General features: G+C 28.6%; 22 protein-coding genes. 12 read left to right on the top strand and 10 right to left on the bottom strand.

What is annotated here, in order from left to right; translation table 11 throughout:
• Positions 1-40 precede the first annotated feature (40 nt).
• Positions 41-199 (bottom strand): rubredoxin, encoded by a 159-nt coding sequence (gene rd / locus MKD34_RS05175; protein ID WP_240218558.1) that lies wholly within the window; start codon positions 197-199, stop codon positions 41-43.
• A gap of 150 nt (positions 200-349) precedes the next feature.
• On the opposite strand from rd, the gene MKD34_RS05170 reads away from it, so the two are divergent.
• Positions 350-1,198: a mechanosensitive ion channel family protein gene (locus MKD34_RS05170; protein WP_240218557.1), complete on the top strand. Its 849-nt coding sequence runs from the start codon at positions 350-352 to the stop codon at positions 1,196-1,198.
• Between the two features lie 15 nt (positions 1,199-1,213).
• Positions 1,214-2,434 carry a chloride channel protein gene (locus tag MKD34_RS05165; protein ID WP_240218556.1) on the top strand — a complete coding sequence of 407 codons (1,221 nt, stop codon included), beginning with the start codon at positions 1,214-1,216 and terminating at the stop codon, positions 2,432-2,434.
• A gap of 14 nt (positions 2,435-2,448) precedes the next feature.
• Here the strand turns inward: MKD34_RS05165 and MKD34_RS05160 are convergent, their stop codons facing one another.
• The 9 genes from MKD34_RS05160 to MKD34_RS05120 are packed head-to-tail and all read right to left on the bottom strand — an operon-like array spanning position 2,449 to position 10,955.
• The gene (locus MKD34_RS05160; protein ID WP_240218555.1) at positions 2,449-2,832 is read right to left on the bottom strand and encodes an ankyrin repeat domain-containing protein; all 384 of its coding nucleotides are present in this window, start codon (positions 2,830-2,832) and stop codon (positions 2,449-2,451) included.
• 24 nt (positions 2,833-2,856) lie between these two features.
• A complete protein-coding gene (locus MKD34_RS05155) occupies positions 2,857-3,114 on the bottom strand; it encodes a thioredoxin domain-containing protein (RefSeq protein ID WP_240218554.1) in 258 nt (85 codons plus the stop codon).
• 40 nt (positions 3,115-3,154) lie between these two features.
• Positions 3,155-3,928: a DeoR/GlpR family DNA-binding transcription regulator gene (locus MKD34_RS05150; RefSeq protein ID WP_240218553.1), complete on the bottom strand. Its 774-nt coding sequence runs from the start codon at positions 3,926-3,928 to the stop codon at positions 3,155-3,157.
• Between the two features lie 3 nt (positions 3,929-3,931).
• Entirely contained in the window at positions 3,932-5,044 is a 1,113-nt protein-coding gene (locus MKD34_RS05145; RefSeq protein ID WP_240218552.1) for a 2-aminoethylphosphonate--pyruvate transaminase, read from the bottom strand.
• The gene (gene pbfA / locus MKD34_RS05140; RefSeq protein ID WP_240218551.1) at positions 5,037-6,392 is read right to left on the bottom strand and encodes a (R)-1-hydroxy-2-aminoethylphosphonate ammonia-lyase; all 1,356 of its coding nucleotides are present in this window, start codon (positions 6,390-6,392) and stop codon (positions 5,037-5,039) included. The genes MKD34_RS05145 and pbfA overlap by 8 nt, the downstream gene beginning before the upstream one ends.
• Before the next feature lies 1 nt (position 6,393).
• Positions 6,394-7,200: a phosphonoacetaldehyde hydrolase gene (phnX, locus tag MKD34_RS05135; RefSeq protein WP_240218550.1), complete on the bottom strand. Its 807-nt coding sequence runs from the start codon at positions 7,198-7,200 to the stop codon at positions 6,394-6,396.
• A complete protein-coding gene (locus MKD34_RS05130) occupies positions 7,200-8,921 on the bottom strand; it encodes a putative 2-aminoethylphosphonate ABC transporter permease subunit (protein ID WP_240218549.1) in 1,722 nt (573 codons plus the stop codon). Before MKD34_RS05130 ends, phnX begins: the two co-directional genes overlap by 1 nt.
• Positions 8,912-9,889, bottom strand: coding sequence for an ABC transporter ATP-binding protein (locus tag MKD34_RS05125; RefSeq protein WP_240218548.1), 978 nt, complete (start codon positions 9,887-9,889; stop codon positions 8,912-8,914). The genes MKD34_RS05130 and MKD34_RS05125 overlap by 10 nt, the downstream gene beginning before the upstream one ends.
• A gap of 13 nt (positions 9,890-9,902) precedes the next feature.
• On the bottom strand, positions 9,903-10,955 hold the full coding sequence (locus tag MKD34_RS05120; protein ID WP_240218547.1) for a putative 2-aminoethylphosphonate ABC transporter substrate-binding protein: 1,053 nt from the start codon (positions 10,953-10,955) through the stop codon (positions 9,903-9,905).
• A gap of 275 nt (positions 10,956-11,230) precedes the next feature.
• On the opposite strand from MKD34_RS05120, the gene MKD34_RS05115 reads away from it, so the two are divergent.
• From MKD34_RS05115 to MKD34_RS05070, 10 genes are all read left to right on the top strand, one after another.
• Positions 11,231-11,452: a thioredoxin family protein gene (locus tag MKD34_RS05115; protein ID WP_240218546.1), complete on the top strand. Its 222-nt coding sequence runs from the start codon at positions 11,231-11,233 to the stop codon at positions 11,450-11,452.
• Between the two features lie 24 nt (positions 11,453-11,476).
• A complete protein-coding gene (locus MKD34_RS05110; protein WP_240218545.1) occupies positions 11,477-14,248 on the top strand; it encodes an EAL domain-containing protein in 2,772 nt (923 codons plus the stop codon).
• An 11-nt stretch (positions 14,249-14,259) separates the two neighbouring features.
• Positions 14,260-14,634 (top strand): GNAT family N-acetyltransferase, encoded by a 375-nt coding sequence (locus MKD34_RS05105; protein ID WP_240218544.1) that lies wholly within the window; start codon positions 14,260-14,262, stop codon positions 14,632-14,634.
• 43 nt (positions 14,635-14,677) lie between these two features.
• Positions 14,678-15,004 (top strand): cupredoxin domain-containing protein, encoded by a 327-nt coding sequence (locus MKD34_RS05100; protein WP_240218543.1) that lies wholly within the window; start codon positions 14,678-14,680, stop codon positions 15,002-15,004.
• A 19-nt stretch (positions 15,005-15,023) separates the two neighbouring features.
• Positions 15,024-15,335 (top strand): hypothetical protein, encoded by a 312-nt coding sequence (locus tag MKD34_RS05095; protein ID WP_240218542.1) that lies wholly within the window; start codon positions 15,024-15,026, stop codon positions 15,333-15,335.
• A 159-nt stretch (positions 15,336-15,494) separates the two neighbouring features.
• Positions 15,495-16,460 carry a nucleoside hydrolase gene (locus MKD34_RS05090; RefSeq protein WP_240218541.1) on the top strand — a complete coding sequence of 322 codons (966 nt, stop codon included), beginning with the start codon at positions 15,495-15,497 and terminating at the stop codon, positions 16,458-16,460.
• A 1-nt stretch (position 16,461) separates the two neighbouring features.
• Positions 16,462-17,166 carry a queuosine precursor transporter gene (locus MKD34_RS05085; RefSeq protein ID WP_240218540.1) on the top strand — a complete coding sequence of 235 codons (705 nt, stop codon included), beginning with the start codon at positions 16,462-16,464 and terminating at the stop codon, positions 17,164-17,166.
• Between the two features lie 51 nt (positions 17,167-17,217).
• Positions 17,218-17,373: a hypothetical protein gene (locus tag MKD34_RS05080; protein WP_240218539.1), complete on the top strand. Its 156-nt coding sequence runs from the start codon at positions 17,218-17,220 to the stop codon at positions 17,371-17,373.
• A 14-nt stretch (positions 17,374-17,387) separates the two neighbouring features.
• Positions 17,388-17,765 carry a GGDEF domain-containing protein gene (locus MKD34_RS05075; RefSeq protein ID WP_240218538.1) on the top strand — a complete coding sequence of 126 codons (378 nt, stop codon included), beginning with the start codon at positions 17,388-17,390 and terminating at the stop codon, positions 17,763-17,765.
• Positions 17,766-17,874: 109 nt separating this feature from the next.
• On the top strand, positions 17,875-18,459 hold the full coding sequence (locus tag MKD34_RS05070; protein WP_240218537.1) for a hypothetical protein: 585 nt from the start codon (positions 17,875-17,877) through the stop codon (positions 18,457-18,459).
• Positions 18,460-18,758: the final 299 nt, after the last annotated feature.

Below are 18,758 nucleotides of genomic sequence, written 5' to 3'. Positions count from 1 at the left end.
AAAAAAACTGAGGTATTAAAAAGTACCCCAGTAAAAAAAGTTATTCTTTTTCAAACTCGTCTTTTGCTGCACCACATATAGGGCAAACCCAATCTTCAGGAACAGCTTCCCAAGCAGTACCAGGAGCTACACCATTATCAGGATCCCCAGTAGCAGGATCATAAATCCAATCACACACTTTACATCTCCATTTTTCCATAAAAAATACCTCCTATGCTAGTTAATGTATCTGTGCTATTTCTACAAAAAAAATAAAGATTTCCTTTTAAATTTATAAAAAAATTAAAGGATATATTTATTAAATCTATAATATAAATTATAGAGAAAGTTTATTTTGGGAGGAAGTAGCATGAAAACATTAGGTAGTATATTACAAATAAAAAATAGTTCAGGAGAACCATTATTGCAAACTTTAGGACATGATGCAATTGAATTCCTAATTAGAACCCTTTTTTTTATAATTATACTGTATTTAGGTTCGTATTTTACAAAAAAAGTAGACAAGTATATAGATAAAATACCAGTAGTTAATCAAGATATTAATACAAAGCAATTCACTAAATCAGTTACAAAATTAGGATTAAATGTAATGTTTTTTTTAATAGGATTATTGGCATTTGGTTTTAGTGAAGCATCAATAGCTACAATGATCAGTGCTATTGGTTTAGGTGTAGGTATCTCTTTAAAAGAGTTTCTATCGAATTTAGCAGGTGGAGTAGTACTATTTTTTACAAGACCTTTTAGTATAGGAAATTTTATAAAGATAAATGGTGTAATGGGAGAAGTTTCGAAAATAGAGGTATTCTCAACATATATAACTAGTTTAGATGGAAGAAGAGTCATAGTTCCAAATAATGTAATGATTAGTGGAAATATTATAAACTATGATGCAAATCTTTTTAGACGTATAAAACTTATGTTATCGGTATCTTATGATTCTGATATGAAAAAAGTAATTAGTATATTGGAAAATATAGCTAACACTTACGAAGGGTTAAATAAAGATAGAGAAAACTTTATACATACAATGGAATATGGAGATTCAAGTATAAATATTTTATTTATGGTTTGGACCCCAACAAAAGGTTATTATAAAGTTAGAGGAGAGTTAATGGCTTATATTTTAGAAGTATTTAATAAAGAGGGAGTAAACGTTCCATTTAATATTTTAGATGTAAATGTAACTGAAAACAAGTAGAGTAAGGAGGAATATATGAAGGACAGAATAATAAGAGCTCTATTTTTTTCAGGATTTTCAATTATAACAGGATTAATAGTAGGTATTATTGATGTATTTTTTTCAAAAGGATTGATATTAGCAGCTAATTTAAGAGTTGAATATTTTAATAAATTAATAATTTGTTTACCTTTTGTGGGTGTTTTAATGATATTTTTATATAAAAAATATGGGAAAGGATCTTTAAAAGGAATGGGCTATGTATTTGAAGCAGCACATATGGAGAATGTAATTATTCCTAAAAGATTAATACCATTTTCTATTGTTTCAACATGGGCGACTCATCTTTTTGGTGGTTCAGCTGGTAGAGAGGGAGTGGCAGTACAGATAGGAGCAACAGTAGCAAATACTATAACAATATATGTAGAAAGAAAAATAAAATTAAATATAAATGATTTGAAAAAAATTCTTATTTCAACAGGAATTTCAGCTGGATTTTCAGGACTTTTTGGAACTCCATTTGCAGCAACAATATTTTCTTTAGAGATTTTGAATATGGGAGTTGTGGAATATAAAGCGTTATTTCCAGCATTTTTAGCAGCTTATACAGCCTTTGGAGTATCAGAGTATTTTGAGATGAAACATTTTCATTTTATAATAGAGGAATTTCCAAAAAGTGATATGAGAAATATAACTATGTTTATAATGGCAAGTTTTATTTTTGCAGTAGCTGGTTATTGTTTTGCTTTTTTCTTAAAAAAATTTAAGAAGAATAAATATATGGTAAATTTAGATCCAATAAAAAAAATATTTTTTGGAGGAATAATATTAGCATTTTTAATCTGGTTAGTTTATGGTGGAAGATATAGTGGGTTAGGAACTAATCTAATTGATATAGCTTTTTCAAAAGAAAAACTATATTCCTATGATTGGATATTAAAGATGTTCTTTACTATATTCACTTTAGGAATAGGATTTCAAGGGGGAGAGGTTACTCCAATTTTTGCTATAGGAGCATGTTTAGGTGGTATTTTAGGAAGTTGGTTTGGAATTCCTGTGGAGTTTTTAGCAGCTGTAGGTTATTGTGCTGTATTTGCTTCATCTACAAATACTTTCTTAGCATCATTTTTAATAGGAATAGAGATATTTGGTTACAATATGGCAGGATATCTTTTTGTAGCTTGTGCTATGGCTTATCTATTTAGTGGAGAGATAAGTATATATGAAGGTCAAAAAAAAGAGCATTTAAAAATCTAAATGCTCTTTTTTTCTTATTTTAAGATTTCAATAATATCATCAATATCATCAAAATTCATATTATTTTTTAGATAGATAGCATACTCTAGTGAGTTCATTCCCCAGCTATTTTTAATATCTAAATTAGCACCATTTTCTTTAAAAAAACTTACCATCTGTAAATCTTTATTGAAAATAGCAAGGTTGATAGGTGTATTACCTTGTAGTGGTTCTTGGATATTGATGTCAGCATTATGCTTTAAAAATAATCTGACAATATCTACATCCTTTAAAAGAACAGCTTTATGAATAGGATATCTGTATTCCCCGCTTCTATCATTAATATCAATTCCATCTTCTAATTTAGCTTTTAATTTTTCTAAATCTCCATTTTTCAATGCATTTTTAAATTCAATCATAAAATCCCCCTTTAATCAGTAAAACTATTCAGAACAAACACAAGGATAATTTGGTGTAGGTTCATCACTTAAATACTCTTTAATTTTTTCAACTCCAACGTAGTTAGTAACACTTTCCCAATCTTCAACTACTAAAGTAGGAGCTGAAGTAACATTAAGTTTTTGTGCTAAGTCTTTAGCTTCAGTCAAATCATAGATAGTTAAATCATGTCTATTATTGAATAAACCTTTTACTACATCACAACTATCACAATTTTTAAGTATAAATAGTGTTTTCTTCATATAGTCTACCTCCGTTATTTAATAAAAAAATTATAACACATTAATAGAGATTTATATTAAAATTTTTAACTAAATTTTTAAGGAAACTGTTTTCAGGATTTACAGAAACAAGGTAATTAACTTGATTTAAATCACAAACTTTATAAAATTTAGAGGTATTGAATTTTTCATCAGTAACTAAAAATATATTTTCTAAAGAATGTTTTAAGGCTGTTCTAGTAACTAGTGCTTCATCGTGATTATGTGATGTTATACCATTTTCTAAAGATAAACCATCTAAAGTTAAAAAAGCTTTATCGAAAAAATAATTGTTGATATCTAAAGATGTTTTAATTCCAGATGTTGATAAAAGATTTAGTTTAACCTCTCCACCGATTAGAAATATAGAGTGAGTGTGATCAATATTACTAAAAAAATTTATAAATTCATTAATAACAGAAAGAGAGATAGTGACAATTTTAAGATTTTTTTTATTTTTTAAATATGGAACTATTTTAGAGATTGTAGTTCCGGCATCTAAAAATATAGAATCGCCATCATTGATGAGGGTAACACCTTTTTGAGCTAAAATAGTTTTTTCATTGGAGAAAAGTTCCTTTCTTAAATTGTAACTTTCATCAATTATACTAGAGGAGCTTTTTAGAGCTCCTCCATAAACTTTTTTAATATCTTGGTTTTCAAATATTATCTCTTCTAAATCCTTTCGAATGGTTTCCATAGTCACACTATATCTCACTGCAAGATCTTTCACATAAACGATATTTTTAATATTTATTTCATTTAAAATAAGTTGCCTACGTTCTTCCATTAACATAGATTATCTCCAGAACATTGAATTCTTAATAGAGTTGATTAAAGTATCAATATCTGTAGGGTAAACTTCTCCAATGTTACCAATTCTAAAACTCTCTTCTTTTGTTAATTTACCAGGGTATATAACAAATCCTTGTTCTTTAAGTTTTGAATAAAAAGTTTCGAACTTATAATCAGGATGATTCGGAGCATAGAATGTAGTAATAATAGGAGATTGCTTTTCTAAAGAGATGATAGCTTTAAATCCAAGAGTTTCCATACCGTTAACAAGTTTATCTTGGTTTTCTTTATATCTTTTTTCTCTAGATTTAACTCCTCCTTCAGCTTCTAGCTCTAAAAGAGCTTGGTAAAATGCTCTTACAACGTGAGTAGGTGAAGTAAATCTCCATTTTCCATTTCCACTTTCCATAACTTTCCACTGATCGAAGATATCTAAAGAGTGAGAACGAGCTTTTCCTTCGCACTTTAAAAGTTCAGATTGTTTAGCTATAATAAATCCAAATCCAGGAACTCCTTGGATACATTTATTAGATGAACTAATTAAAAAGTCAATTTGATACTCAGGAATATTAAAATGAATTCCTCCAAAACTAGACATAGCATCAACTATAAAAGTTTTATTGTAGTTTTTAACAACTATTCCAATCTCTTTAATTGGATTTAAAATTCCTGATGTAGTTTCACAGTGAACAACAGCAACATGAGTAATCTCTTTATCTTCCTTTAAAATATTTTCTAAATGAGTTAAATCATAAGTTTCAGTTTGTTCAATTTTATAGATAGCATTTTTAACTTTTGCTGTGTCACAAATAGTTTTCATTCTATCTCCATATGCACCATTTGAAAGAATTAAAACTTTTTCATTTTCTCCAACAACAGTTGTTAAAACAGCCTCAACAGAGAAAGTTCCACTTCCTTGCATAGGAATCATAGTATAGTCATCTCCAGCTTCAGCAACATCTAAAACTCTTTTTCTCATATCTTGAACTAAAGAGTTATACTCGTTATCCCAAGTACACCAATCTTTAAGCATAGCTGATTTAACTCCAGAAGATGTTGTAAGTGGTCCTGGTGTTAAAAGGATATATGGTTTATCTGTTAAGTTATTGTTATTCATTGTTATTTCCTCCAAAAAGTTTTATGTTTTCAATTTTTATACTCTCTTCAAGAATTTCAAGAGCTTTTTCAAGTTCGTGCTTTTCAATGATAAGTGGTGGCGAAAGAGTTAAAATTCCACTAGAAACCTTAAAACTAAGACCTAGGTCAAGACATTTATAAAGAATCCTATCAGCTTCAGACTCAGCTTTTTCTTTTGTTTTTCTATCTCTCACAAGTTCTACTGCAAAAAGCATTCCAATGACTCTTACATCACCAATAATTTTATATTTTTCCTTTAGGATATTTAATTTTTTTAAAATAAACTTCTCCATATTAGATGTTTTTTCTAAAATGCTGTGACTATCGATAAAATCTATAGTAGCATTAGCAGCAGCACATCCAACAGAGGATTTTTCATGAGTATAGTGTCCTAAAGATGTGTATTGACCAATATTAAACTCATCTTTTGTTAAAAGAGCAGAGATTGGAAATATCCCGCCACCAAGTCCTTTTCCAACAACAACAATATCAGGTTCGATATCATAGTGTTCAAAGGCGAAGAATTTTCCAGTTCTTCCTAAAGCAATAGCAGTTTCATCTAAAACTAAAAGTGTATTATGTTTTGTACAAATATCTCTTATTCCTCTCATGAGTTTATATGATGGAATCTCCACTTCAGTATTTCTAATGGTTTCCATAAAAAAGGCTGCTATATTTCCATGTTTTTCTAGAGTGTAATCTAAAATATTTAGAAAAGTGTCCTCATCAAAAATAGGTCTGTAGTTACTATAAGGGACTAGGTGTTCGCACCCAGTTAAAAGACTCCCAATACCATTTCTAAAATGAGCAGTACCCCCTAAGGAGATAGCATCTATTGAAGCACCATGAAAGGAGTCCCAAAAAGATAAAAACCCATCTTTTTTAGTGACAAGTCGAGCTAATTTCATTGCCATTCCAATAGAAGAGGTTGCTCCTGGTGAAAATAGAACTTTATTTAAAAGACCATTTGTCTTTTCAGAAAGTTTTTTAGCTAAAGTTATAGCAGAGTTATTCGTATATCTTCTAGGGGAAAATGGAAGTTCTTCCATCTCTTGAATAATAGCATTTTTAACATCTTCATTTCCAAAACCAACTTGGTGCACATTATTTCCGTGAAAATCCATATAGATTTTTCCAGAGATATCTTCTAAATATATACCTTTAGATTTTTTTAAAACATTTAGACAAGGTGTTGAAAGAGATTGATGAAGAAAGATATCTTCATCATCTCTAAGAATGCAATTAGTTTCATAATTTATATTTTTTTCTTGCCAAATTTTACGATTTGAAGAGGTATTAATATCCCCTTCAGATGTAATTTTATTCATGTTAGATAACCTCTTCGGCATTCATTTTAGCGTTAATGATATCAATTATATTAGGTAAGTCTCCAACTTGCTCAACAACATAGTCAGCTCCAGCAGAATATAATCTTTTTGCAGTTGCATCCATTAATTTTTTTAGTTCAGCAGAATCCATAGTTTCAACTTCTTTTTGAGAAAGTCCAAGTTCACTTCCACCTTTTAAGATACCAACAGCCCAAACACCAGCATTTTTTCCCTCTTTCATATCAACAGTTGTATCTCCAATTTTTATAACAGAGCTTACACTTGGAACATTTAAAGTTATCATATTTTGATAAATCATATATGGAAATGGCCTACCAGCAGGAACTTCAGTTGATGTAATTCTAAAATCTGGACAGTATCCAAATGTTTTTGCTTTAGGAGCAACAATATCTAACATCTCTTTTGTATACCCAGTAGTACTTCCAATCTTTATTCCCCTATTTCTTAATTCTTTTTGAAGATCTAGTATTCCAGGAACAGGTTCAGCAAAGTTTTCTAAAGAAGCAAATAAAACTTCTTCAAATCTCTCATATAAAGAGTTGATATCATCCATAGTGTACTCTCTATTAAATTTTTCTAACCATAAAGAGTGTATTCTATCCATTTTTAATAGTGCTTTAATATGATCTATTTTTAACATTCCCATAGGTTTTCTAGCTTCTTCATAAGTTATCTCAATACCAATCTCTTTAAATACTTGAACAAAAACATCAAGTGGTGCAAAACATCCATAATCTACTGTAGTACCTGCCCAATCAAATATAACTGCCTTAATCTCTTTTCTCATTATTTATTCCTCCCAAAATTTCTTTTTTTTATTATTTCATAAATTGCTTTTACTAAAAGATTTGTTCCAACAATTAAAATTCCCATTGCTGCTGCTTTAGCCTGATCTCCAACCTCATCAAGGTTAACCATTGCAATAGATGCAAGAGTTGTTTTTGAAGTATATAAGAAAACGGCTGCTGAAACTGTAGTCATACAGTTTACAAAGTAATATATGAATATCTCTCCAATAGTGTGTTTAGTAAGTGGTAGAGTTACATTGAAAAATGTTTTATACCAAGGAACACCCATAGAAAGAGATACAATTTCAAACTCTTTGTCTAACTTTTTCAAAGAAGTTGATGCTGTCATAAAAGCAACAGAGAAAAAGTGTACTATGTTTACAAGAACTAATATCCAAAGGGTTCCATATAAACTATTGAATGGATTATTTATCCAACCAAGAAGTGGAATTCTAATATAGTTCATATTAAAGAAGAAAATATATCCTAAACCTAAAACTATTCCAGGAAGAGCTAAAGGTACTATTGCGAAAAATTTAATAACATTTCTAAGCTTTGTTAAACTTTCAGTTTTTAAACATATATATGCTCCAAGGTATGCAATGATAGTTCCAAATAGAGCTGAAAGCAAAGCTATAGTAATTGAGTTTTTATAAAAATGGAAAGCTCCACCATTAAAATCAAAGAATTTATAGTTATTTAAAGTAAGTTCAAAATTATAGGGCCACATTTTAACAAAAGAAGCTACTCCAGCTGTAATAAAAAGTCCTAATATACTAAGACCAATAAACCAACAGAAACTGTAGAAGAAAATATCTCTACCAGTTGAATTTTCAATTCGATAGTTCATAGATTTTGCATTGAAGGTATCTCTTTGTTTTTTCTCTAAAGATTTTTCAAAGAAAAACGAGATTACTGCAGGAATAAGTAAAAGAATACTAACAACTGCCCCTCTTCCTAAATTTTGCTGTCCGATAACTTGTTTATAGATATCTGTAGCTAAAACATTATAGTTTCCACCAACAACTTTAGGTGCTCCAAAGTCAGTGAATGCAAGAATAAAAGAAACTGTAGCTGTAGAAAAAACAGCATACTTACAAGATGGAAGCGTTATTGTAAAAAATTGTTTCACTTTACTTGTTCCAAGAGTTTTAGCAGCTTCATAGAGTCTATAGTCGCTATTTTGTAGAGCCATAGAGATAATTAAGTAAGCTTGAGGCAAAGTATATATAACTTCACTAATTACAATTCCAGTTGAACCGTATAGATTTATATCTGTTGCGAGATTAGGAAATCTACCAAAGAATCCAGTAGTTATGACACCCATTCTTCCAAATAGATAAACTAGTGAGATACCGTGTAGCATAGTTGGAGCAAATATAGGTAGAAGAATTAAAAACTTTAAAACTCCTTTTCCTTTTATATTGCTTCTAGCCATTCCGTAAGAGTAACCAAATCCTAAAATTAAAGTTATAACCATAGTTAAAGTTGCTATTTTAACTGTATTAAAAAATGAGGATACTACTCCAGGACTAGTAAGGTACTGTATAAAATTTTGTAAACCAATGAAGTTTCCAGCATTGTCCTCTGTTGCTTTTATACTTAAAGAGATAAGTGGAAAGAGAAGAGTAACAACGAAAAAGATTACAATTCCCCAAACAATGATATCTCTAATTTTTTCTGAAAGTAGTTTTTCTGATTTTTTAAAAACTAGCTCCATTCAACTCCTCCTCCTAAAGTTCTTTCAACTTTAAGAAAGATATGTTGATCTTTTTTTAGTGGAATATGAGCAATATTATTTCTACAGATATCAACTTCAATGATATAGTTCTTTTTATTAACTTTTAATCTGTAGTATGATCCCATATACTCCCAAGATTCCAATGTTCCCATAAAGAAATTATCTGTTTGTTCATCAGCAAGAGAGATATCCTCTGGTCTAGCCATGACTTTTGCTCCATTGATTTCAAACTTATTAACTTTTCCTATAAAATCTCCAATGAAATTGTTAGCTGGATTTTCATAGATATCTTGTGGTGTTCCAACTTGAACAACCTTAGCGTTATCCATAACGATTATTCTATCTGACATTGAAAGAGCTTCCTCTTGATCATGAGTAACCATTATAGTTGTGATTCCAAGTTTTTTTTGAAGATCTTTTATATCGTTTCTAAGCTTTTCTCTTACTTTAGCATCAAGAGCTGAAAGAGGCTCATCTAATAAAAGAATATCTGGTGAGTAAGATATTGCTCTAGCAAGTGCAACTCTTTGTTGTTGTCCACCTGAAAGTTCATTTGGATATTTATGCTCTTGACCTCTTAAACCAACAAGCTCAAGAGACTCATCTATTTTCTTTTGAATTATATCTTTTGGTATTTTTTTGTTTTTCATCCCATAAGCAATATTTTCTCCAACTGTTAAATTTGGAAAAAGAGCATAAGATTGGAAAACGATTGACATATTTCTTTTAGCAGGATGCTTTTTTGTAATGTTTTCATCTTTTAAAAAAATTTCACCACTATCTACATTTTCAAGTCCAGCAATAATTCTAAGAAGTGTTGTTTTACCACAACCAGATGGACCTAAAAAACAGATAAACTCCCCTCTTTCTATTTCGAAATTTATATTATTTAGTGCTTTAAATTTACCAAAAGTTTTTTCAACATTTTTTATCTTTAAATAACTCATTAGTACCCCTTTATTATTTTTTTTCAGTTTTTGAACCAAACTTTGTTTCCCAAGTAGTTAAAATACGCTCTTTATTAGCAGCAGCCCAAGAGAAATCATTGGCGATTAATTGATTGATAGGATTTTCTGGGAACCCCTTTGGTGGAGCAACATTGATATCTCTAGAAACAATAGCGTAAGATTTAGCATACATTTTCATAGCATCTTCAGAGATAGCCCAATCTAAAAATACCTTAGCTTCATCTTTAATATTCTTTTTATTTATAAGAGCATTAGCTTCAGAATCCCAACCAGAACCTTCATTAGGAAAATAAACATTAATTGGAGCTCCATCATTTTTTATTTTTATTCCAGGATATCCATAAGATATTCCAATTGGATACTCTCCAGATGCAGCTGTTTTAGCAGGTTTAGATCCTGAGTGAGTATAAACACCCATATTATTATCTAAGCTAGCCATATATTCCCAAGCTTTTTCCTCTCCTAAAAGTTGGACTAAAGCAGAAACTGTTAAAAATCCAGTTCCAGAAGAAGCCGGGTTAGGCATAGAGATTAAACCTTTGTATTCAGGTTTTAAAAGATCAGAGAAATTTTTAGGTTCTTCTAAACCTAATTTTTTCATTTCAATAGTGTTAACTGAAATAGCTGTCATCCAAGCGTTGTTTCCAACCCATTTAGGATCTTTACCTGTATTATCTTTAAATTTTGGATTTATTTTTTCAATGTCTTTAGGAGAGTATTCCTTTAAAAGGTTAGCTTCATCTAAAACTAAAAGTCCAGTAGCAGCAGTTCCCCATACAACATCAGCCTGTGGATTATCCTTTTCAGCTAAAACTCTTGAAACGATAACACCTGTTGATTCTCTAACAATATTAAGTTTTATGTTAGGATATTGCTCTTTAAAAGATTGAAGATACTCAGGAATCTGTTCATTTTCTAAAGCTGTATAAACTGTAATCTCTTTTGTTTTATTATTTTCTTTAGATACAGGTTTTTCAGAAGAACCACAACTAGCTAAAAGTGTTGTTAAAACCAATGAACCTAATATTTTTTTATTAAATGTCATAAAATCACCCCATTTTTCAATTTAATAGTATTATACGGTATGTATGTAAAGGTAAAATAAAAAACAGGTAAAAGACAAGTAAAACCAAAAAATAAAAAATGGAAAAGAATTTTTAGTTTTTCCTAGAAAAAAAATGGAAATCAAGATATAATTTAAATAAAAGATATAAAATCATTTATAGGGAGGGGAATATGAACTATAAAGATATGAGAAATGAGAAATTTGGATTTGTATATATCTATGATGGAACAAAAAAATGTTGAGTGGATGGTGCTATGCTCCCTAGGTTAGAGGAGCTTTCTAAAGAATATAAAAATTCTAAATTTTTTCCAATAGATACAAAAAAGAATCCTGAAGTGTCAGGAGAATTTTTAGTTTTTGTAACGCCTGTTTTAATCATATATTACGGCGGGATAGAAATTATGAAGAAAGTAAGATTTTTTTCTATTTCTGAAATAAAAAGCGAAATTGAAAAGTTTTTAGAAAAAATTTTATAACTTCTAATTTTCGAGGGGGGATGAATGGGTATAAAAAGAATACTTTTGGTTTTCTTTTTAAGTTTTAAATTTATAATTTCGATGGATATATATATTCCTAAAAACCAAAAGGAGAAAGAATATCTTCAAGAGTTGAGAGAAAAGCAGTTAGTTTTAGGGATAAAAACTAACTATTTTGCAAATGATAAAATAGATAATGAATCATTAAATGATATTTTAGAGGAGCTATTAGGAAATTATTTACAGCTTAATATAAAATTAAGAAAAGGAAATTGGGATACTATATATCGTGAATTCCAAGATGAAAAAATTGATATTCTAGGTTTATTATCTAAAACTGACAGTAGAGGTAATTTTACAATATTTACAAATAAAATTTTCGATGAGGAACTAGTTGTTGTTTCAAAAGATAAGAATTTAAATGCTCCAGAGGATTTAAATGGAGTAGAGGTTTATGTAACTAAAAATAGTGTCTATGAAGAATTTTTAGAAAGATTTAAACTAAAAAATGAACTAGATATGAAAGTTATTAAAATTGATGAACTAGATATGGAGAATCCTAAGTACTTTGCCAAAACAAATCTGAGTACAATAGGTGAATCTAATAAATTAAATGTGGGTAAACTTCCTGAAACTACAATTGGAATTAGAAAAGAGTATGAAAATTTAAGTGGTATAATAAATAATGCTTTAGATGAAAAGTATAATAAAAAGATAGAGAACTGGTTAAAAAAAAGAAGGGAATATTTATTTAAAAATAAATTTCTAAATTCTTTAACAGATGAAGAAAGTGAATATCTAAAAAATTTAGAACCTTTAAAAATTTCCTATGGAAATATTGAAAATGTTAGTAATTATTCATCTATGAATAAAAAATTTGTAGGAGTTCTTCCAGACTTACTAGGTTGTTTATTTAGAAGGTTAAATATTAATATAACTCAAAAAGAAAATGGTGAAAAAATTGAGTGGGCTAATATTTATGAAGAGTTTAATAAAGGTGAAATAGATGTTTTAACTCTTTCAAAAACAGCTGAAAGAGAGCAGACGTTTATATTTACTAAAAAAATTTATGACTTAAATGTCTATCAAATAGAAAATTTCAAAAACTTATCTAATAAAAAAACAGTTGGTGTTATAAAAAATTCAATAGAAGAAAGTGTAGCTAAAGATCATTTTTTAAAAAGCGATATAAAAGCTTACTTAAATGGAGATAAAATGTTATCAGATTTAAAAAATAATAAATTAACTGCAGTTTTATCTTTAAATTCAGACATATATGATAAAAATAGATATAATATAAAAATTCTTGAAAATGTACCTATAAACTTAGCTTTAAATAAAGACAGAGAAATATTAAAAAATATTTTAAATAAAGCTATATTAGAAATGGTAGATTTGAAAGATATTCTTAAAGTGTCAGAGTTAAATAAAAAAAGAGAGATTCTTCATCAGCAAGAGCGACATAAAGAACTAGTTGCAGTAGTTATTCTTAGTTGTGTAGCTCTAATGTTACTGGTAGCTTATCAAACCTTTAAAGTTTTAATACATAAAAGAAAAAATAAAGAACTACTAAAAGATGAATTAACAGGTTTATATAGTAGAAGAGTTTATAATGAATTTTGTAAAAATAATAGTGATATAAGTGGTTGTACTTTTTTAATGGATTTAAATAATTTTAAACTATTAAATGATACTTATGGACATGATTACGGTGACAAGGTGTTAGTGGAAGCTGGAAAACTTTTAAAAGAAGTTTTTGCTAATGATTATATTTTTAGAATATCAGGTGATGAATTTTACATATTTTCTTGTTATACAACAGATGTAAAATTAAAAGTAGAAAAATTAGAATCTCTTTTTAAAAATTCAAATTTAATGAAAAAGTATAATATTTCTTTTAGTTTAGGATATTATTTAAAAAAAGAGAAAAATTCAATGGAGTATGCTTTTAAGTATGCAGATTTAGCTATGTATTCAGCAAAAAAAAGTGAAGAAAAGTGGTCACAAGAAGCAACTTATGAATTTATAAAAACTAAAAAAAGAAAAAAAATAATCGAAAATTTAATTAATAAATCAATAAATACAGAGTTTTATCCAGTATTCCAAAAGAAATATGAGTTGAAAAATGGAGAAGTAATAGGTGCGGAAGCTTTAACAAGATGGAATAATAATTTACTAGGAGAGATTTATCCAAGTGAATTTATACCAATAGCTGAAAACTTAGGAATAATCTATAAAGTTGATTATAAAATTGCTGAAAAGGCAATAAAGAAGACAAAACAACTTATAGAAGATGGTGTTGTAGATAAAGATTTTAGAATGTCTTTTAATATGTCTGTAGAAACTCTTAAAAGAAAAGAGGTTGTAGAAGTTATATTAAATCTTTTAAAAAAATACTCTTTAAGTGGAAAAAATTTAGAGATAGAAATAACAGAAAGTACATTTTTAAAAGATGCAGAGGATGTTATAACAAAATTAAATAAATTTAGAGAGAAGGGAATATATCTTTCTATAGATGATTTTACAGCGGGATACTCTACTGTAGGACTTTTAACAACACTACCGATAGATGTTGTAAAGTTTGATAAATCACTAATTTCTAGCATTAATGGAGAGAGCGAGAAAGGAAAAAATGTATATTTAGGACTAACAAATATGATAAAGAGTTTAAAACTTAAAGTTGTAGCAGAAGGAATAGAAGAAAAAGTACAGTTTGAATTTTTAAAAGATATTGGAGTTAGTTATGGGCAAGGGTATTATTTTGGAAGACCACAAAAGGAACTAAAAAATATTTAGGAGGAGAGAAAATGGTAGAGATTAAAGATTTTAAAGCAAGTGATTGCAATGCTCTTTGGAATATAAATAGAAATGCATTTAGAAAAAGTTTAAAAAAAGAGAGTTACGAAGAGTTTAAAAATATAACAGAAAATAGTGTTGGAAAAGTTATATTTTTAGAAAATGAGATAATAGGAGCTATATTTTTAAAATCACAAAGTGAAGTAGGAACTTTTAAAGTTGAAAAACTTTTTATTTGTCCCAAGTATCAAAATAGAGGATTGGGGTATTTTATTTTAACTCATTTACCTGAAGAGGATACTTCTATAAAAAAAATAGAGTTAGATATAGATGAAAGCAGTTTAAAAGCAAAAAAATTCTGCGAAAAAATGAAAAAAGAGATTTAGTTGGTAATACCTTTTAACTTATTTTAAGTTTAGGAGGTAGATTATGAAAATTTTTAAAATTTTAGGATTATGTACATTTTTATCAGCGACACTTTTGGGAAAAGAGATTGATATAACTGCGTATAATTGGGGTTATGAACCAAAAGAGATTGTTTTAAAAAAAGATGAACCTGTGAAATTAACTTTGATAAGCAAAGAGGGAGATCATGGTTTAGGATCAAGAGACTTAGGGTTTAACTTAGAAGCATCTCCTGGAAAAGCCCAAACAGTGGAGATAACACCAAAAGAGGTTGGAGAATATACTGCTAAATGTACATTACCTTGTGGATCAGGACACAAAAAAATGCTTTTAAAGATAAAAGTAGAATAAGAAATAAAAGAGGTAAGAAATGAAGGAAAAAATATCTGCTTTAGGGCAGTACATAGTAAAACAAACAGGAAAGAATTTTAATTTTAAGATGATAAAACCAGATGGTTATTATAAAGGAGTTTTATTTTCTTATGGTGCAGATGATTATTTAGTTTCAAGTGATAGAGTGGAGCTTTTAAGTACAATTGAGTTAATCTCTATTAAAACTTCAAAAGATTATCCAGCTAAATTAGTGAGAAGATATACTCACAGTAAGTTCGATAAGATTGGGAAGAAAAAAGAGGATACTATTGTAATAAATGGAGTGAAGTTTTATATTATAAAGCTGTAATCAGATTTAGTTGAAAAAATCTAAAAGAGATGATATACTCTTTTAGAATTAAATTTATAAAAAAAGATGTTTGGGAGATCCATCTGTAAAAAAAACCAGCAAGGGGCTAGGTTTATTCTAGCCTTTTTTGTTTGTGTGGATCCCAGAAAGGGAGAGGTTATGAAAAGAATAATTATTGATTGTGATCCAGGAATTGATGATTCACTGGCGCTGATTTTAGCACTGAAATCACCAGAGCTAGATGTTATTGGAATTACTATTTGTGCTGGAAATGTTCCAGTGGAGATTGGAGGAGTTAATGCTTATCGAGTTTTAAAGTTACTAAAAAGAGAGGATATTCCTATTTTCTTAGGAGATAATAATCCGATTAAAAGAGATTTAGTAACAGCTCAAGATACCCATGGAGACGACGGAGTTGGAGATGTTTTACCAGAAGTTGTCATTCCAAAAGATGCTATTAAATTAGGAGCTGTGGATTATCTTATTAAAACTTTAAAAGAGAATGATGATATATCTATCATAGCATTAGGTCCAATGACAAATTTAGCAAAGGCTGTGGAGAGGGAAAAAGAGATTTTAAAAAGAGCTGAAAGAATTGTTTCTATGGGAGGTGCTTTTAGAACCAACGGGAATTGTTCTCAAGTAGCTGAATTTAACTACTGGGTAGATCCAGAATCAGTAAATATTGTTTTTGAAAATGTAGATAAGCCAATAGAGCTTATTCCACTAGATGTAACTAGAAAAATAGTTTTAACACTAAACTATAGAGAGTATTTAAAGCAGATGAAAAATGAAATAGCTGATTTTATTTATAATATAACAGGATTTTATGTTGATTTTCATTGGATGCAAGAAAGAACTTTAGGTTGTGTAATAAACGATCCTTTAGCAGTAGCTTATTTTATAGAGCCAAGTCTATGTAGTGGAGTTTTAACTCACTTAGAATGTGTTGAAAATGGAAGAGCCATTGGACAGACGTTAATAGATATTGGAGATTTTTATAGAAAAACACCAAATGTATTTATAAATACAGAGGTGGATGAGAAAAGATTCTTTGAGTTTTTCTTTCATAGAATTTTTCCTGAAAATAAAAAAGATAACGAAATAGTGTTAAAGGGGTATTAATATGATGATGAATGGAATGTTATTACAAAATGAGATGTTATGGATAATAAAACTGTTTTTAAGTTTTATTATTGTTTTAGGTGCTTATAAATGTTTTGGAAAAACAGGACTTTTTATTTGGATTCCAATATCTATGTTTATAGCAAGTGTTGAGGTAATGGTTTTAGTTAAACTTTTTGGTTTGCATGCATCACTAGGAAATATACCTTATGCTAGTGCATTTTTAGTTACAGATATACTTTCTGAAAAGTATGGAGAAAAAGAGGCTAAGAAAGCTATTTGGATAGGATTTTTTACTAATATAGTTATAGCATTTATGATAAACTTTGCACTGATGTTTACTCCAGAAGCAGACGGACTAGAGATGCATAGTAATCTAAAATCGATTTTTGGATTATTCCCAAGATTTATGATAGTTGGATTAGTTTCGTATGCAATATCTCAGCATGTAGATATATATCTGTATAAGATTTTAAAAGAGAAGTTTCCAAAGCATCTATGGATTAGAAATAATGGAAGTACTATGGTAAGTCAGTTAGTGGATAATATTTTATTTACAACTTTAGCCTTCACAGGGATTTTCTCTTTTGAAGTTATGTTTGAGATATTTTTAAGTACATATATATTAAAATGGATAGTTGCAGCTATGGATACACCATTTTTATACTTGGCGACTAAGATGGATTCTAAAAAGAGTTTATGCTAAAAAGTATGAGTAATAAATTAAATTTGAAAAATAAAAAGTAGGTTAAATAATATGAAAGATATAGATTTTTTTGAAAAAATAAGTTGCGGAGCACTAATATGTAAAAATGATAAATATTCTACTATATTAAAAGCTAATTCAGCATTTTATAAGATGGTAGGATACACAAAAGATGAAATGAAAAGAATTCATAAGCTAAAAAAGTAACAGGACTACAATCCTTGATACTAATTGATTTGGATAACTTTAAGTGTATAAATGATAGTATGGGACATCAAAAAGGAGATGAGGTCATAACTTTCATTGGGATGAAACTTAAGGAGATATTTGATAAAGAGGGGATTGTAGGACGTCTAGGCGGAGATGAATTCGTGGTATATTTAGAGAATGTATCTAAGGTTGATTTAGAAGTTTACTTAGAAAGAATGATAGCTGAATTAGAAATGACAATTGAAAAAATAAAGATAAAATCAACTATTGGAGTAGCTTATGATAAAAAGGGTAACTGTAACTTTAAAGAGTTGTATAAGTTAGCTGATTTAGCATTATATGCTTTAAAGAAAACAAATAAGGGTAGTTATTTGATTAAAGAAATTTAATGTTTTAAAAGCTAAAAAAGTTTTAGTTTCAATCATTTGTTGTAAATGTTTCTTATACGGGGTATAATATAAGTAAAATCAAAAAATATTTGATTTTTTGGAGGCAATAATGAAATCTCACTCAAAATTAAACTGTCCAGAAATTATGTACAATGAATTAGAACAATTTATCCATTCTAAAAGTTATGTTTTTTTAACTCGAAAATTAGATCATAATATACAAATAAGAAAATACAATATTAATGATTCTTTTGAAACGGTTGCAAAATATATAGACTTACACGGTGGAAAAATTGTATATGGAGTATCAATTTTAGAGTCGGATATTCTATTTGAAAAGCAAGTGTTCGCGGTTTGGGAGTCTCCTGATAAAACTCTTCACCATGTGACAAGAGGATCAAATATGCAGATTATGTTTATTCCAAATGAAAATCCATATATGATTCCAGATAATTATGTTAGTGATTTTTATAATCTTTTTTCTACAAAAGAGGAGAGTTGTATAAAAGAATTTATAGCTAACAAAACACGTTTTCAAGAGTTGATGTCAAAAACAACAAGTACTCTTTCTGAAAGTGAAATGAACGATATTTGTCGTTATGGAAACCTATCTGCTTTAGAAAGACTTACCAATAAAAAAATTGAAAAAGATTTTAATTTAAAAGATAGAATCTTGAAGAGAGTTAAGAAATAGAGAGGTTGAAGCTCTAAAGATATATAAAGTGTAATACAAAAGATAAGAGCACCCTTAAAATCGATTTTGTGCAGTTTCAATTGATTTTATATGGGTGCTCATACTTTATAGAGTGGAAATGAGCAAAAAGGTTAAAATTGAAATTAGAGAGTCAAAAAAATGAACTTTTGTCAAAAAAGTAGTAAAACAGCATATTTTAACTTTAATTTATATGAAAGTACTTATAAAATAGGAATAAGTTAACTTTGTGACTTAAAAATAGGTATTTGTTTAAAGTGTAGTGTTTTATAAAAAGTGTA

Source organism: Cetobacterium somerae, assembly GCF_022430525.1.
In the GTDB taxonomy this organism is placed as follows: domain Bacteria; phylum Fusobacteriota; class Fusobacteriia; order Fusobacteriales; family Fusobacteriaceae; genus Cetobacterium_A.
Note: the sequence above shows the minus strand (reverse complement) of the source record. Positions and strands in the feature narration are given on the sequence as shown.